The sequence below is a fragment of the Maribacter sp. TH_r10 genome (assembly GCF_033101095.1).
GTDB lineage: Bacteria > Bacteroidota > Bacteroidia > Flavobacteriales > Flavobacteriaceae > Maribacter_A > Maribacter_A luteus.
Map to the genome: position 1 here is coordinate 1 of NZ_JAWMPY010000006.1, position 16,626 is coordinate 16,626.

The 16,626-nt window shown below is 38.7% G+C and carries 10 protein-coding genes; 3 read left to right on the forward strand and 7 right to left on the reverse strand.

What is annotated here, in order from left to right; genetic code table 11:
- Positions 1 to 130: 130 nt before the first annotated feature.
- The 3 genes from R3X28_RS14020 to R3X28_RS14030 are packed head-to-tail and all read right to left on the reverse strand — an operon-like array spanning position 131 to position 5,935.
- Complete coding sequence (locus R3X28_RS14020; protein WP_317665077.1) at positions 131 to 1,654, reverse strand: class I SAM-dependent DNA methyltransferase; 1,524 nt, start codon at positions 1,652 to 1,654, stop codon at positions 131 to 133.
- 10 nt (positions 1,655 to 1,664) lie between these two features.
- Positions 1,665 to 3,122, reverse strand: a complete 1,458-nt coding sequence (locus R3X28_RS14025; protein ID WP_317665079.1) for a restriction endonuclease subunit S — start codon at positions 3,120 to 3,122, stop codon at positions 1,665 to 1,667.
- Positions 3,122 to 5,935, reverse strand: a complete 2,814-nt coding sequence (locus R3X28_RS14030; RefSeq protein ID WP_317665081.1) for a DEAD/DEAH box helicase family protein — start codon at positions 5,933 to 5,935, stop codon at positions 3,122 to 3,124. Before R3X28_RS14030 ends, R3X28_RS14025 begins: the two co-directional genes overlap by 1 nt.
- A gap of 324 nt (positions 5,936 to 6,259) precedes the next feature.
- Between R3X28_RS14030 and R3X28_RS14035 the strand changes: the two genes are divergently transcribed.
- Positions 6,260 to 7,327 (forward strand): tyrosine-type recombinase/integrase, encoded by a 1,068-nt coding sequence (locus R3X28_RS14035; protein ID WP_317665083.1) that lies wholly within the window; start codon positions 6,260 to 6,262, stop codon positions 7,325 to 7,327.
- A gap of 9 nt (positions 7,328 to 7,336) precedes the next feature.
- Here the strand turns inward: R3X28_RS14035 and R3X28_RS14040 are convergent, their stop codons facing one another.
- The 3 genes from R3X28_RS14040 to R3X28_RS14050 form a co-directional block, all read right to left on the reverse strand.
- Positions 7,337 to 8,632, reverse strand: a complete 1,296-nt coding sequence (locus tag R3X28_RS14040) for an amidohydrolase family protein (RefSeq protein WP_317665339.1) — start codon at positions 8,630 to 8,632, stop codon at positions 7,337 to 7,339.
- A 25-nt stretch (positions 8,633 to 8,657) separates the two neighbouring features.
- Positions 8,658 to 11,603 carry an amidohydrolase family protein gene (locus tag R3X28_RS14045; RefSeq protein ID WP_317665085.1) on the reverse strand — a complete coding sequence of 982 codons (2,946 nt, stop codon included), beginning with the start codon at positions 11,601 to 11,603 and terminating at the stop codon, positions 8,658 to 8,660.
- Positions 11,604 to 12,173: 570 nt separating this feature from the next.
- A complete protein-coding gene (locus tag R3X28_RS14050; protein WP_317665087.1) occupies positions 12,174 to 13,286 on the reverse strand; it encodes a DUF3810 domain-containing protein in 1,113 nt (370 codons plus the stop codon).
- A 30-nt stretch (positions 13,287 to 13,316) separates the two neighbouring features.
- Between R3X28_RS14050 and R3X28_RS14055 the strand changes: the two genes are divergently transcribed.
- Both R3X28_RS14055 and R3X28_RS14060 read left to right on the forward strand, forming a co-directional pair.
- On the forward strand, positions 13,317 to 14,777 hold the full coding sequence (locus R3X28_RS14055; protein ID WP_154365110.1) for an aminoacyl-histidine dipeptidase: 1,461 nt from the start codon (positions 13,317 to 13,319) through the stop codon (positions 14,775 to 14,777).
- 94 nt (positions 14,778 to 14,871) lie between these two features.
- On the forward strand, positions 14,872 to 15,339 hold the full coding sequence (locus tag R3X28_RS14060) for a CBS domain-containing protein (protein ID WP_317665090.1): 468 nt from the start codon (positions 14,872 to 14,874) through the stop codon (positions 15,337 to 15,339).
- Positions 15,340 to 15,472: 133 nt separating this feature from the next.
- Here R3X28_RS14060 and R3X28_RS14065 read toward each other — a convergent pair whose 3' ends face one another.
- Complete coding sequence (locus tag R3X28_RS14065; protein ID WP_317665092.1) at positions 15,473 to 16,621, reverse strand: peptidylprolyl isomerase; 1,149 nt, start codon at positions 16,619 to 16,621, stop codon at positions 15,473 to 15,475.
- Positions 16,622 to 16,626: the final 5 nt, after the last annotated feature.

Below are 16,626 nucleotides of genomic sequence, written 5' to 3' on the forward strand. Positions count from 1 at the left end.
CACGTTGTTACCTGCTGGCTTTTCTTCCGCAAACTTGCTAGCGTTGGCAGAAGCCATACTCTTTGCCAAGTTTTGGCTTTAGCGGTTGGCTTTTGAGCGACTTGGCAATGTGTATGGCTTTGAGCGTTGGCTATTCCGATTCTCCGTTTATCGTTTCCATTATTTCTCTAAAACTATTCAGTCCAGATTCTATATTTTCAATTATTTCATTCGCTAAAATGTCTGGGTCTGGTAGATTGTCTAAATCCGTCAAACTTTTGTCTTTCAGCCAAAAAATATCTAAACTAGTTTTGTCTCTTGCGATGATTTCATCATACGTGTATTTTCTCCATCTGCCTTCTTCATTTTCTTCGCTCCAAGTTTCTTTTCGTTTGTTTATGTTACTCGGATTATACAGTTTTACAAACTCTTCTAAATCCGACATCATCATTGGTTTTTTCTTTAATGTATGATGTACGTTTGTTCTGTAATCATAAAACCAAATATCTTTTGTCCAAGCTTCTTTACTTGCAGGTTTGTTTTTGAAATACAACACATTTGCTTTTACTCCAGGACGATAAAATATTCCAGTTGGCAACCTTAAAATTGTATGTAAATCAGCTGTTTTCATTAACTGCTTTCTAACTTCTTCGCCAGCTCCACCTTCAAATAAAATATTGTCAGGAAGCACAACTGCTGCTTCGCCATCTATTTTTAGTTGTGTTTTTATGTGTTGCAAGAAGTTCAATTGCTTGTTTGAAGTTGTTTCCCAAAAATCTTGACGATTATAGCTTAAATCTTCTTTTTCAATTTCGCCTTCTTCATTGGTAATTGTCATACTGCTTTTCTTACCAAAAGGTGGATTTGCTAGAACATAATCGTATCTGCTTCCATCATCTGCAATTAAAGCATCATTTGGATTTATAAATGATTCTCCATCTATTTCTCCAATGTTGTGCAAATACATATTCATTAAACACATTCTACGAGTGTTGGCAACAATTTCGTTTCCGTGAAAGGTAGAATTTTTAATAAATTCTTTTTCTTCTCGGTCTAGTTTGTTGTTCTCAACAATCCAATCGTAAGCTGCTAAAAAGAAACCACCAGTTCCGCACGCTGGGTCAGAAATGGTTTTCATTGGTTTTGGCTGTACACAAGCTACAATTGTTTGTATTAATGCTCTTGGTGTAAAGTATTGTCCAGCTCCACTTTTGGTATCTTCTGCGTTTTTCTGTAAAAGACCTTCGTAAATTTTTCCTTTTATATCAGCTCCCATCATATTCCAATCTTCTTTGTCAATCATATTTATGACTTTTAGAAGTTTGGCTGGGTCTTGAATTTTGTTTTGACTTTTAGTGAAAATCTGACCTAACATTCCTTTTTCTGTGGAAAGTGAACGCAATAATTGACTGTAAAAAGATTCTAGTTCAGCACCTCTTTTTCCAGAAAGTGTGTCCCAATTACAAGTTTCACTATCTGCAATTTCGTTTCCTTCTACATCTTTCAGTTTTGGAAAAACTAAACCTTTATTGTAAGGTGGTTTATTTAATTCATCTGCCATTTTTAAGAACAGCAAATAGGTTATTTGTTCTAAATAATCTCCATAACCTACACCATCATCACGAAGTACGTTGGCTAGATTCCATATTTTTGATATTATACTTGAGTCAGTCATTTTTTTATTTTTATTTCTTTTCTGCTTTTATTTTTTGCAACACAACAGAAGCAGGTTCATAATCTTTATCTGACTTACAATTAGCAAATTCTTCTGCACTTAACAATGTTCCATCAAATGCTTTTTTTAGAATACTTTGACGAAGAGCAACTGCTTTTTGCAAGCCATCTTTAATGTTTTCTTCTACTTTATCGCAAACAGACAAACGACTTTCAATTTCTTGAACTATTTGATGTTGTTCTTTTTTTGAACATAATGGATAGACGAAACTTTCAATCGAAGCGATACCTATATTAGCTTGAGTAGTTTCTACAGTATATCTTTTTATTTCTTTTTTAATTACAGGTGATAGAGAATAATATAATGCAAATCTTTCATCCATAATCTTTGTTATATTTTTAATTATTGCACAAGAGTATGACACCAAAAATTCCTTACTATAATCAAGTAATATGTTTCTTCCAATTGTACCATATCTAGGAAAAATAATATCTCCTTTTTCTGGTTTAATTTTTAATGCTAATCTATCAAAATCTACTCTAGATATTTGTTTGGCATTATCAAAATCAATTTTACCGTCTTTACCAATATTACCAGTTGATACGTAAGGCATACCTTTTTCAACAGTTTTGGGCATTTTATGGTCAATATCACCAATTTTATATGTTACCGTTCCAAATCTTGTCCAAAACCAACTATTAGGAATAGAATCATAGTTTTCAATTTCTTCTAATTTTACTTTTGGAAATTCTTTTGGTTTGGAAATTCTAGAAGGTCTCTTGCCAGTTTTATCACTTTTCTCCCACATTCTAATTGCTAGCTTCCAATTAGCTATTTGCGTTTCATAATGCCTTTGACGTTCTTCTTTTATCTGTTTTAATATTTCTTCTGTAGAAGGTAAATCGGATTGTTTTTCACGCCATTCTTTGGTCAAAGCTCCTTCAAAAGCCTTTTTTAAAACCGCTTGCCTATATGTAACTAGTTGTCTTTTTGCTTTTTCGAGGTCTGTAATGCCACTATCTAAACTACTAAATAGTTCTTCTATTTTTTTGACTATGGCTTTTTGTTCAGGTACTGATACTAAAGGGAAATCTTCTTTTTCAATAAGTTGATAATGTCTAGCATAACCATTATCCTTTATTTTAAATACTAAAACTTCTGTTATATAAGATAAATATTTAGGTAATATGTGTTTTTTTGGTTGCAAAACTTTTGTGCCATCTGCACCAGGTGCAAAAGGAAAATTTATAAGCTTCACATTTTTTGTGTGGTCGCCAAATACAATTACTGGTAATGTACAGTCAAGTACTTTGTCTTTATCATTGGTATAACCTCCAATAATTTCTTGACCTTGGTCAATAACAGGTATTTCTCCAATCTGCAAATACTCTTTCTGCTTTAATTTTTGTTTTGTAGTGGAAATTTTAAAAACAGCATCTTTATAATTTATTAAACAAGTTTCTTTCATTATGCTGCAAGTACTTCATTGAGTTCGTTAATAATTTCATTCATTTGGTTACCAAATAATTGGTGCATTTTTCCTTTTCCACCTTTGGCATCAAAAGGTGTGTAATCTAAATCGCCTATTTCTATATGATAACTACTAACTACGTGGTCTTTTATCATTCTTAACCAATCTAATTGTTCTTGCGAAAAGCGGTTGTGTTGACCTGTATGCTGTTGGAAAATCCATTTGTTAAAATTGGCTTCAATTGTGGTGTCGTATGCTTTTAACTCGCTGTCAATACCACAAGCTCTTCTGATTAAAGATACCAAAGCGGTTAATTCGTCTTTTGGTTGTTTGCTTTTTACTTCTTCTAAAGTAGAATAAGCATCCCAAACATAATCTGGTGCTAATAATGGTTTTTCTAATTGTAGTTTTTCCATCACATCTTTTATCATTTTAAATGTAATGTCTCTACGGTTATAAGGTTGGTTATAAAAAATACTCAAAGCCTTAATTTCGTCTTTGTTGGTTTCTAAATATTCAGTAAAATCTTTTACAATTTCTGTTGCTTTATCTACAGAAGTGGTTTCCCATTCGCTTTTTGTAACCGTATCTATGTTTACGCTATCAATAATTTGTTCGTGTTGTTTACGAACATTATCCAAATAACCATTTAACTCTCCGTTAAATGTTTTACTTGCTTCTAAAATAAGTGCTTCTTGTGCATCTTTTTTAGCTTCTTCTATTAAAGCAGGTGTTTGGTCTTGAACAGGAATTTTATCAATTTCAATTTGTGCTTTCGTTTCAATTTCGTCTTGGTCGAAAGCAGTAATTAATTCTTTGGTAATTTGTTTTAAGTTTTTACCACCAGAAAATTCTAATAATTTATCTTTTTCCTTTTCTGTAATTTGTTTTTCTAAACGGATTAATCGGTTTGCTAAAGACAAAAACAAATCTTCGTCTGCAACTCCCATTGTTACTGCTCCCAATAAATCTTTCATTGGTACAGATTTTTTACGCTCTAAAGGTCTGCTGTCTGTTTTTTTAGATTTGGTAGCACCAACAGCATCTACAATTACGAAATGCGTTTTTGTTTTGGCTGTTTTAGTTACTAATTGCAACGAATCACTATTGATAGTTCGTGTTCCACGACCTTTCATTTGCTCAAAATAGTTGATGCTTTTTACATCTCGCATAAACAATAAAACTTCTAAAGGTTTTACGTCTGTTCCAGTTGCAATCATATCAACTGTAACTGCAATTCGTGGATAATAAGAATTTCTAAAACGGTTCAATACGGATTTAGGGTCTTCTTCGATTTTGTAAGTCACTTTTTTACAAAAGTCATTTCCTTCGTCAAATTCTTCACGAATTATTTTTATAATATCGTCTGCGTGACTATCCGTTTTTGCAAAGACTAATGTTTTTGGAACTTCGTAATCTCCATTTTCGTCAATACGATTTGGATAAATAGTTGTTTTTAATGCCTTTTTATATTCACGAATGATGTTTCTTATTTGACTAGGATTGACAACTTTTTTATCTAAATCGTTGCGTTTATATTCGGTATCTTCATCTTCTTGTTGCCAACGTTTTTTACGTGTTAGTTTATCTCGTCTGTCAACAAACCAACCTGCTTTTATGGTTTCTCCTTTTTGAGAAATTTCCGTTTCAATCGTATACACATCATAAGGAACATTTACGCCATCAGTTACCGATTCTTCATAAGTATATTGGCTAACTACATTTTCATTAAAAAAACCGAAGGTTCTTTTATCAGGTGTTGCAGTTAAGCCAATTAAAAAAGCATCAAAATAATCCAATACTTGTTTCCATAAATTATAAATGGAACGGTGAGCTTCATCAATTACTATAAAATCAAATTGTTCAATGGGTACTTTTGGTGTGTACTCAACAGGAACAGCTTTGTTTTTTGATATTTTATTTTGAAGCCAAGAATTTTCGTTTGGATTATCAAGTTCAGCACTTTCGTCTAATTCTTCTCCTTTTAAAATAGAGTAGAGGCGTTGTATTGTAGAAATACAAACTTGACTATCGGAAGCAATATAACTTGATGATAAACGCTGGACATTGTATAATTCTGTAAATTTTCGGTTATCATCATTTGGCTGAAAGGTCATAAACTCTTGCTCTGCTTGTTCACCAAGGTTTTTGGTGTCAACCAAAAACAAAATACGTTTTGCATCTGCGTGTTTAAGCAAACGATAAACAAATGTTGCAGCAGTAAATGTTTTTCCAGCACCAGTTGCCATTTGGATTAAGGCTTTTGGTCTGTTCTTTTTAAAAGAATGTTCCAGATTATTAACTGCAACAATTTGAGCAGGACGAAGTCCTGTTTCATCTAAAGCAGGAATTGATAAAAGTCTTTCTCGTAGACTTTTTCCTTTTTTTAACCATTCTGCAATTGTTTCTGGTTTATGAAAACTAAAAACATTTCTTCCTCTTGGTTTTGGGTCTCTGTAATCTGTAAACCTTGTAATTGTTCCTGTGCTTTCATACACGAAAGGCAAAGGGTCGTTATTTAAGTATTTTAATTTTGCGTTGGCGTAGTTTGATGATTGTTCCTCAACAACTGTAAGTCTGTGTCCTTCATCTTCACGTTTTGCTTCTATAATTCCGACTGGTTTTCGGTCTACGAACAGAACATAATCGGCAGGTCCAACATCAGTTTGATATTCACGAACAGCAACTCCCTTTCCAGCAGATAAGTCAACTTTCTTTTTCGACTGAACTAACCATCCAGCTTCACGTAGCATTTCGTCTATTTTATCACGAGCTATTTGTTCAGGATTTTGGTTAATATTTTCAGTCATTCACTAGTTTAATTTTTAATTTGTTTTTCGGTTGTCAATTTACATTTTTTTCGGCTAACGGAATGTCGAGCGTTGGCAAAAAATAGCTCTTTTGGTTTTTTAAGTTTTGGCTTGTGTGTCGGCAAAAACCAAATGTGCTATTTGTGCGGCTGGCTTTTTTTCAGCTTGCAGGTAACACATAAATATGTGCATGTTTTATATTCACCTCCAATTTACACATTTTTCACTTAGACCTGTCATTATAAGGGATAACAATTTTTATGGTGTTATTCATTTTGTATATCACAATTAGGTATATTTAAAAAATGATATACAAAATACACAATGAATTTAGCCCATTATAATTTTTTGCCTGATCAACATAGGGGTAAAAAGGTCATTCTAGTTCAATTTCCTTTTAATAAAACATTGCAAGACAATCTTAGAAAAAGATTTCCCTCGGCAAAATGGAGTAAAACCCAAAAATCATGGTATTTGCCAGACTTGCCCGTTGTAAGGCAACAATTAGGAATGAAACCACCCGATTTCAATGAAAAAAAAGTCATAGGAATTCACCCTGTAAATCGGCAAGCGTATTTGAATATGCAGAATCAGCTTAGTCTTAAAGCCTATAGCGGCAATACACAAAGAATATATCTTTCCGAAATGGCGCATCTGTTAAGGCTTTTGGGTTCCTATGAGCTAAATTCCCTTACACCTGATAGGCTTAAAGATTATTTTCTCTATTGCGTGAAAACCGAAAAGATGGGGGAGCGAAAAATGAATGGAAAAATAAATGCGATAAAGTTTTATTTTGAACAGGTTATGCACAGGCCTAAAATGTTTTTCGATATTCCAAGGCCTAAAAAACCCATTGTTTTGCCTAAAATGCTAAGCAAAGCGGAAGTGAAGAAAATACTGAACGTTACCACCAACCCTAAACATGCCATTGCGCTAAAAATGTGTTACGGTATGGGACTACGGGTTTCAGAGGTCGTAAGTGTTAAATTGGAACATATAGACAGCAGTAGAATGGTCGTGAGGGTTGTCGGCGCAAAGGGCAAGAAAGACAGGTATGTGCCTTTGCCTTCTTCATTGCTTTCTGGTTTACGAACCTATTACAAAGATTATAGGCCAAAGGTCTTTTTATTGGAAGGCCAATATGGTGGCCCGTATTCAAAGGGTAGTGTTCAACAGGCCTTTAAAAAAGCGATGCAAAAAGCAGGGGTTAAAAAGAAAATCGGGGTTCATGGTTTAAGGCATAGCTATGCCACACATTTACTCGAGGCGGGTGCCGATATGCGTTTCATACAAGTATTGTTGGGACACAATTCGATAAAAACAACCCAGGTGTATACCAAAGTAACACCTAGGAGCTTATCGAACATTACCAGTCCATTGGATTCCCTGTAATCAAAGAATTCATTTAGAGCCGTACTTGCCTTTATACCGTTTCCATAATTCGGTTTGGTGGGTTTCCAAAGAAATATCCCTCCCATCAATGAACGCTTTGGTAATCTGGTTGCCCTTCATGTCCAACGCATCGCCATCAGCAATGAAAAGGGTGGCACTTTTGCCCACTTCCAACGTGCCATAAGAATCTTGCAGGCCTAAAATTTGGGCGTTGTTTCGGGTAATGAGCTGTAGGGCCTGTTCCTTGTCCATCCCCTGGGCTACGACTTGTCCGGCATAAAAGGGTAGATTACGGGTCTGGAAATTGGCGGCATCACCGTTCTGTAAGCCTACCAATAACCCGGCATCGGTCAATAACTTTGGTAATTTATACGGTAGGTCATAATCCTCATCATCAAAGGTAGGCAGGCTATGCGTACGCTGTACCAAAACGGGAATGTTATGTTTCTTAAGAAAATCGGTGACCTTAAAGGCATGGTAACCGCCCACCAATACTACCTGTTCTATGCCGTTTTCCTTGGCCATGGTTATCCCGTCGATGATCTCTTTTTCCCCATCGGCTTTTATATACAATTTTTGTGAACCGTCGTAAAGCCCTTTCATGGCGGCAAATGCCGGATTCAACTGTGTACTCCCACTTTTGTTGTAAGCAGCTGCATGTTGCAAGAAGGTTTCCACTTCTTTCAATTGTTCGGCGTACTTTTTATTGGGCTGGTAACCTCGCGGTTCACCCATCCACCAGCGACCTTTTCGAAAGGTGTTCGGCCAATTCAAATGAATACCGTCATCTACTTTTACCGCGGCATCTTCCCAGTTCCAGGCATCGAACTGTACAATCGACGATGTGCCCGAAATACGCCCACCTTGGGGGGTTATTTGGCCTATGAGTATGCCGTTGGGCCGCATACTTTCTACTACTTGCGATTCGGCATTATAAGCGATAAGACTACGGACATGCGGAATCATTTCCCCGATTTCGTCCTGATCAATGGTGGCACGTACTGCATCTACCTCTACCAGTCCCAACGATTTGTTCGGGGCTATGAAACCTGGGTATACATGCCTGCCCTTACCTTTAATGACCGTTCCCCTTCTGGCGATCTTGGTCATGGCATTACCAACGAATGTCAGCTTGCCGTCCTCGAACATGATCAAGGCGTTTTCAATGACCTTTCCATTACCCAAATGGGCCGTGACCCCATCGATAGATATCGCTTCTTGCTGCTTTGGGGCAGGGGTTTGTTGTGCCGTTCCCATAAAAAAAGTAACTAGGGCGAGAACAAAACCATATATCGGATTTTTCATTGTATTTTTCATATTCTTTACCTTTTTAGAGTGAATCGCAGTGAAACTTTTCTTTTTTAGTGTTCCTTGGGGCCTGGGTTTTGGCGCCGCTTTCTTTTTCCTTGAGCATCATTCCGATGAGTTTGTTACGTTCTACGGAAATGGATTCACGCTGTAATTTATCTTTTTCCAGATCGAAATAGGTGGCACCTTCGATCAATGTTTTCTCTGCCTTGGCATAGACGGATAAAGGATTGTCGCTCCAAAGTACCAGATCGGCATCTTTGCCTTCTTTGATGCTGCCCACACGCTCATCTATATGTAGTAGTTTTGCCGGATTTATGGTGACCATTTTCCAGGCTTCAAGCTCTGAAACACCGCCGTATTTGATGGTTTTGGCCGCTTCTTGGTTCAATCTGCGCGACATTTCGGCATCATCACTATTAATGGCTACCGTAAGGCCTTGGTTTTGCATTATGGCCGCATTGTAGGGTATGGCATCCTTTACTTCATATTTATAGGCCCACCAATCACTGAATGTTGAGGCGCCCACCCCGTGCTCGGCCATTTTATCGGCAACTTTGTAACCTTCTAATATGTGGGTGAAGGTGTTTACCTTAAAATTGAATTTCTCAGCGACCTTCATCAGCATATTGATCTCGCTCTGCACATAGGAATGGCAACTGATGAAACGTTCCCCATTGAGTATTTCGACCAGGGTCTCCATTTCCTCATCGTGGCGATAAGGTTTGCCGCTTTTCTTTTTTACCTCGTATTCCTTGGCCCGCTGAAAGTAGTTCATGAATACTTGTTCAACACCCATTCGTGTCTGTGGAAAACGACTGAAACTTTGCCAATTACTTTGTTTAACATTTTCCCCCAATGCGAATTTTATGAATTTGGGAGAATTGTCATAGATCATGTTCTGTGCACTTTCTCCCCATTTCAGTTTCAATAGGGCAGATCGGCCGCCGATAGGATTGGCCGAACCATGTAGCAATTGTAAGGAGGTAACCCCACCTGCCAAATTCCTATAAATATCAATATCCTCAGGGTCTACCACATCTTCCATTTTCACCTCTGCGGAGGAGTTTTGTCCGGCCTCGTTAATGGCCAAGGCCGCCAAATGGCTATGTTCGTCTATAATGCCTGCTGTTAAATGTTTGCCTGTAGCATCAATGACCTTTGCCCGGCCTGCATTTAGGCCTTTGCCTATTTTTACGATTTTACCGTCTTTTACCAGTACATCGGTATTTTCCAGGATTCCGGCTTCTTCACTTGTCCATACCGTGGCATTTCTAAACAGTATATTTTCCGGTTTAGGGATCTCTGAATACCCATAACCGATATTCGGGTACGTAACAGGTACTATTTCAGGAGTGCCCACAGCTGCCTTTTCTGTTTTATTTTCAGCAAAGGGCTTGTTCCTGGTTATGGTAAATGGGGCTTCTTTACCATTGGGTAAGGACAATGAACCCGTTAAAGGGATCGAGCTGTCTTTTACCAAGGTCGATAAACGGTACAATTGGTCATCTTTTGAAAATGAAAGTAGCAACCAATCATCTTTAAAAGTCATTTTGGAGGAATAGGTAACGGTATCTTTAGTGACTTTTATTTTGGGTTTTTCGGCTTTGCCGGAAATAGAGAGAGCAAAGGTCTCCCCAGCAGATTTTAAATCGTATTCACCCCTGATATCAATAAGGTCCAAATCGGTGATGACGTTCTTGGTACCCTGAACCCAATTTTCATATAAGGTGGTGCCTTTAGCGAATATATCTCCTGAAGTGATCAGGAAATTGGCCAAATGCCCTTGTTGTAAAGATCCTATTTTATCCGAGCGGCCCATTATCTGTGCAGGTACGGTCGTAAGCGCTTCTAGGGCTTTCGTTTTCGGGAGTCCGTAAGTAATGGCTTTTCGTAGGTTATCCATTAATTTCGAGGGGGACTTCAATCCGTTCAGGGTGAATGAAAAAGTGACGCCGTTTTCAGCGAGTATTTTCGGGTTGGCCGGTGCTTGGTTCCAATGCCTCATATCTTCCAAAGCAACATACATGGCTTGGTTCGGGTCGCTTACATCAAATGCATCAGGAAAATTCAACGGGATTATGAGTCGGGCATTGGTGTTTTTTATGTCGGCAATGGTTTCATATTCATCGCCTCCACCTAGAATAGTGTATTGTATGCCGTTGGCATCCCCGATTCCGTCTGCACGTACAATATTGCCCTTATCACCAGCGGCAAAAATCTGAACCAAACCTTTATTGGCATTCAAGGCCTCTAGAGAGCGGTCTTTCGTATCTACATTGCCTTTGGCGTACCAATCCGCATCGGTGTACATTTGGCGAACCAAGGCCATCGCCCCCATTAAGGAAGTGGGGTAGCTTTGTCTTGAAGCTATGCTTTTTGTAAAAGAGAAATATTGGCCCGAACGGTCATCTAGGACCCTTTGGGAATCATCACCCTTTCCGTTCAGGGCGATAAGTATTCCCGTGCCTCGGGCAATACCATCTTGTATATGTGAATTAACGACGCCAAAACCTGCATTTCTAAGTTCCTTGGCCTTTTTTTCATCGTATTTGAATGCGTTGATCGCATTCTTTTCGGGCATTATATGGTCGTTCCAATAAAAACCTTCCCGTGTAGGGTTGTATTGTGGGGATCGTCTTGAGCCTTCCGCTTTTTTAGGTTTGCTAACCCCAAAATCCGAATAGATATCGATGAAAGAAGGATAGATTGTTTTACCTTTTAGATCAATGGTAACGGTGTTCTTGGGTATGGTTACCGATGAACCTACCTGTACCACCTTGCCATTCTGTATCAGTAAGGTTCCTTGTTCTACGACCTGTGTGGGTGTTACATAGATTTCAGCGTTCGTAAAGGCCGTGTAATTGTTGTTTTTTGACTTTACCCCTTCGTTTTCGGGAAAGTAATCTTGGGCAAATAAGGTTGCACTACACCAAAGCAGTGTAAGTGCCAAGAGTTTCATTTTCATAGAGTTGGTTTAGTAGTTAAGCAACTAAAGATAGAGGAAGCATTTAAACAACGTAAATGCGTTAACTTTTTTTAACGTTTTAGTGTAAAAGTCAAAAGCTAGAGGTTGAGTAAAAGGAGGGATTCCGAAGGTCAAAAATCCAAATTCCGTAACATAATTATCAAATACCTGCAGACCGACCACTGCTTACTCTTTTTTGGCTGTTGGCTTTTGGCTGTTGGCCTATGGCTGTTAGCTTTTCGCTCTTAACTTTTTAACTTAAAGATGATCAACTGATCACTGCCCACTTATCACTGCTTACTCCTTTATTGGCCTTTAGCTCTTAACTTTTTAACTTAAAGATGATCAACTGATCACTGCCCACTTATCACTGCTTACTCTCTTATAGGCCTTTGGCTCTTAGCTTTTGGCTCTTAGCTGTTGGCTTTTGGCTGTTAGCCTATGGCTGTTGGCTTTTGGCTTTTAGCTTTTGGCTGTTAGCTGTTGGTCTTTGGCTTTTCGCTTATGGCTGTTAGCTCTTCGCTCTTAACTTTTTAACTTAAAGATGATCAACTGAACACTGCTTACTGTTCACTGTATCGGATGTTCCTTATGATACGTTACCATAAGTGAAACCACGGCATTATAACTCTTTATACCCTTTTTTTGATTGTTCGCTTTTAGGAACGTATTGAAAATGGATTTAAAAACCGGTTCCATAGGATTTTCGAAAGATTGCCAGAAAGCGGCCATTTCTTCAAAATTCTTTCGTGTGCCCGGATTCAACTTGGCATACATTTCCTTGAATTTGGCTTCGTCGTTTCTTCTTAAGTCACTAAGGCAATACGTTAAGGCATAAGCGTAGGCGGAATATTGAAAATACGTATCGGGATTGTAAAGCGTGGCCAAATACCCTATGAAATTGGTTTCGTTCTCTGCGGAATAGCCAACTTGGTGGCCAATTTCATGTCCCGCAACCACAGGAAACCTGAAATTCGGGAGTCGCCCGTTTACTTGTGCCTCATGGGTAAACGGGTTCAGGTAACCGCCATACCCCATATAACTTAATCCCGTACTGAAAAGTGAGGTTTTAATGCTCGGATGCCGATAAGCCAAGAAGGGATAGGTTTTTTCAAGATTTTCATATCCGATCAAGGTTTTTTCAAAAATTTCTTTTTTGGTGTAGGGTGTAGCAACTGCCAAAGCCGTATCCTTGGTAATCTGGTATTGTAATGCGTTGGTTTTTGCTATCAAAGCTTCCGTCAAGGTCAATAGTTCAGTATCGGTATGTCGGTCTTCAAGAGCGAACCTTTTGGCAATGGGTTCGCGATAATAATTGAGTCCCCATAGCAAATGAAAGGTGAAGTACGCGATCGACAGGATAAATACGATGTTCCGAATAAACAATAGGGGATAGTTTTTGATGTGCAGCCTATGTACCCAAACATATCTGATTGCCAAAAGGGATAATGTAAAATAGAGGATATCGCCGATAGAAAAGGGAATCCATCCGTATAAAATCCTAAAGAACCCCGAGATCATAGGATACAGCTCATTACTATAATACTTTTCGATGGTATCCGGGTGGTTTCCCAGCCATTTTACAAGGATAATCTGTGGAATTATAGATAACGCGACCCAATTTTTGATTTTATCGACCATGGTTTCAAAAATAGGGATTAATACCCTAAATCTCGCTCGCATGCCGTACTTTTGAAGTGCAAAAATTATAGTATGAGTAAAGAAGTAAGACAGTTGGAACCACAGTGTGTTTGGAATAAATTCGCTGATTTGAACGAAGTGCCCAGACCTTCGAAAAAAGAAGAAAGAGTTATAAAGTTCATGTTGGATTTTGGTAAGTCCCTTGGGTTGGAAACCTTTTCGGATAAGGTGGGGAACGTGATCATCAGAAAACCGGCCACTGCAGGTATGGAAGACCGGAAAAAAGTTACCCTGCAATCCCATTTGGATATGGTACATCAAAAGAATGCGGATACAAAGTTCGATTTTGATGCAGAAGGGATAAAAATGTATATCGATGGTGATTGGGTAAGGGCCAAAGGAACCACTTTGGGTGCGGATAACGGATTGGGAGTGGCTACGATCATGGCCTTGTTGGAAAGTACCGATATTCCCCATCCTTTTTTAGAGGCATTGTTCACCATTGATGAAGAAACAGGAATGACTGGGGCCATGGGGCTTGAAGGTGGGGTATTGCAAGGTGATATCCTATTGAATTTGGATACTGAGGATGATGATGAGATAGATATCGGCTGCGCCGGAGGAATAGATGTAACGGCAACACGAAGTTATAAAGAGGAAGCTGTTGGTCCTGATGCGATTGGGTGCTCCATTACCGTAAAAGATTTACAGGGCGGCCATAGTGGAATGGACATAGACAAAGGATTGGGAAATGCGAACAAGATCATGAACCGTTTGCTTTTCAATGCCATGGAATCTTTCGATATACAGATTTCCGAGATAGACGGGGGTAGTTTGCGTAACGCCATCCCTAGGGAAAGTTTTGCCAAAATTGCGGTGAAAAGAAACGATGCCCATGACTTTGAAAGTGCATTCAAGCAGTGGGCAAAGACGATAAAGAACGAGTTGTCGGTTAAAGAACCCGAGCTGTCGATTACCATGGTTTTGTCAGAACCTCCGGCAAAAGTAATGGAGGAAGCTAGTCAGGATAAAGTCATAAAATCAATTTATGCGGCCCACAATGGTGTATATGCCATGAGCGCGGCCATACCTGATTTGGTCGAAACGTCGAACAACATCGCCCGTGTCTTGGTCAAAGACGGACAAATAAAAATAGGTTGTTTAACCCGATCATCGGTTAATTCCGCAAAAATGGATTTGGCGAACGCCCTTAAATCAGCTTTCGAAATGGCCGATTTCAAAGTTGAATTGGATGGTGACTATCCCGGTTGGAACCCCAATCCTGATTCTGATATTTTAAAGGTGTTAGAAGCTAAATACGAGTCTTTATTCAATGAAAAACCAAGGGTAGTGGCCTGCCATGCCGGGTTGGAATGTGGGATACTAGGACAAAATTATCCCGAAATTGATATGATCAGTTTTGGCCCAACGATCAAAGGAGCCCACTCCCCAGATGAAAGAGCGAGCATTGCATCCGTGCAAAAGTTCTGGAAATTCGTATTGGAGGTGCTTAAGGATATTCCCAAAAATTAACATTTATTGAAAGAATGGCATAATAAATTAACTTGTAATATTCATTTTGTTTATTTATATTATTTAACTTTAAGTAATAGTAAAATGTAAGGTTATGGGTATAAAAAGTTTTCAAGGAGCAAGAAAAAATCAAAACGCCACAGAGGAAATTCCACTAAAGGTCAGTGATTATATGACCACGAAGCTTATAACTTTTCGGCCAGAACAATCTGTCGAGGAAGTAATCGATGCTCTGATCAGCAATAGGATTTCTGGCGGACCCGTGGTCAATGACAAGAATGAGTTAGTGGGGATCATATCCGAAGGGGATTGTATTAAACACATAAGTGATAGTCGTTATTACAATATGCCCATGGAAGATGGTTCCATTGAAAAGAAGATGGTACGCAACGTTGAGACCATCGACGGTAATATGAATATCTTCGATGCGGCGAACAAATTCCTCAATGATAAACGAAGGCGTTTTCCCATTGTGGAAGGGGGTAAATTAGTAGGCCAGATTTCCCAGAAGGATATTCTAAAGGCTACCGTTATGTTAAAATCCCAGAATTGGAAAAAATGATCCTTACGGTAAAGTTCCGATTATAACCTTTAATGTTTCATTCAAAGGGTAAATAATCTGTACTGAAAAAAAGGCATAAAAAAATCCCGAAACCAAATATGATTTCGGGATTTTTTTAATTAAGAATTAATTGCTATTCGGTGATTCCTGTGATCTCCAAATCGAATATTAAGTTTGAATTCGGTGGAATAGGGCCACTACCTTGCTCTCCGTAACCTAAATATGGGGGAATGAACAATCGAACCTTGTCACCGACTTTCATGGTCAAAAGTCCTTCCTTGAAACCTGGGATCAATCCGGCATCTGGGCTATATGGCATAGGTATTGCTTCGTAACCTCGACCGGCTTTTCTACGTTCATTGAATTGAAGGAACTTTTTGGCCACTTCTTCATAGTTACTGTCGAAGAGAGTACCGTCTTCCAGGTAACCAGCATAGAATACCTTTACTTTTTGTCCAACGGTTGGCTTTTCACCCGTACCTTCGACCAAAGTCAAAATCTGTAAACCTGATGGCAGGGTATTCGCTTTCTCTTTATCGGCAGCCAAGGCGGCTTTAAATTCCGGCAACATTTTATCATAGGCTTCTTGAAGGGCTTTCTTCTCTTTTTCTTCTTCGGCCAACCTTTTTTTCTCGGCATTGAAATAATCGGTCATGACCTGAACGGCATCGAATTTTTTGGCGGCTTTACCATTACGGATAATCTCTACCGAGTTCATAACCACATCCTCAACAGGTTTGTCTTTCTGTGGGGCTCTTGAGGTTTCTACATTTGCGATAGAGTCTACTACATCCATCCCTTTTACGACTTCCCCGAAAACGGTGTGTCTTCCGTCTAGGAAAGGGGTTTCTTTGTGGGTAATGAAAAATTGGCTACCGTTGGTGGTAGGACCCGAATTTGCCATGGAAAGAATGCCGGCCTTATGGTGGGTCAATGAATCATTGAACTCATCTTTGAATTTGTACCCTGGATTGCCACTTCCTGTGCCGGTTGGGTCGCCTGTCTGGATCATGAAATCTTTAATGACCCTATGGAAAATGACTCCGTCATAATACTTTTTGCCTTTGTATTCCTCACTTACGAAAGGATTTGTTCCTTCTGCAAGGGAAACGAAGTTAGCCACCGTTATGGGTGTTTTTTCATCTTCCAATTTAACTACGATATCACCTTTGTTGGTTTGTATATCTGCGAAGATGCCATCGCCTAAATCGGTGTATTTGCTCGATTTGCAGCTCACAATGGCCATTGAAAGAGTAAGTAAAAATAGAAAGGGTTTTCTCATTGTTA

Excerpts from the sequence above, each read along its gene's own strand:
- R3X28_RS14020 (WP_317665077.1), bottom strand. The coding sequence starts at position 1,654 with ATGACTGACTCAAGTATAATATCAAAAATATGGAATCTAGCCAACGTA.
- R3X28_RS14055 (WP_154365110.1), top strand. The coding sequence starts at position 13,317 with ATGAGTAAAGAAGTAAGACAGTTGGAACCACAGTGTGTTTGGAATAAA.
- R3X28_RS14065 (WP_317665092.1), bottom strand. The coding sequence starts at position 16,621 with ATGAGAAAACCCTTTCTATTTTTACTTACTCTTTCAATGGCCATTGTG.
- R3X28_RS14060 (WP_317665090.1), top strand. The coding sequence starts at position 14,872 with ATGGGTATAAAAAGTTTTCAAGGAGCAAGAAAAAATCAAAACGCCACA.
- R3X28_RS14025 (WP_317665079.1), bottom strand. The coding sequence starts at position 3,122 with ATGAAAGAAACTTGTTTAATAAATTATAAAGATGCTGTTTTTAAAATT.
- R3X28_RS14045 (WP_317665085.1), bottom strand. The coding sequence starts at position 11,603 with ATGAAAATGAAACTCTTGGCACTTACACTGCTTTGGTGTAGTGCAACC.
- R3X28_RS14040 (WP_317665339.1), bottom strand. The coding sequence starts at position 8,632 with ATGAAAAATCCGATATATGGTTTTGTTCTCGCCCTAGTTACTTTTTTT.
- R3X28_RS14030 (WP_317665081.1), bottom strand. The coding sequence starts at position 5,935 with ATGACTGAAAATATTAACCAAAATCCTGAACAAATAGCTCGTGATAAA.
- R3X28_RS14035 (WP_317665083.1), top strand. The coding sequence starts at position 6,260 with ATGAATTTAGCCCATTATAATTTTTTGCCTGATCAACATAGGGGTAAA.
- R3X28_RS14050 (WP_317665087.1), bottom strand. The coding sequence starts at position 13,286 with ATGCGAGCGAGATTTAGGGTATTAATCCCTATTTTTGAAACCATGGTC.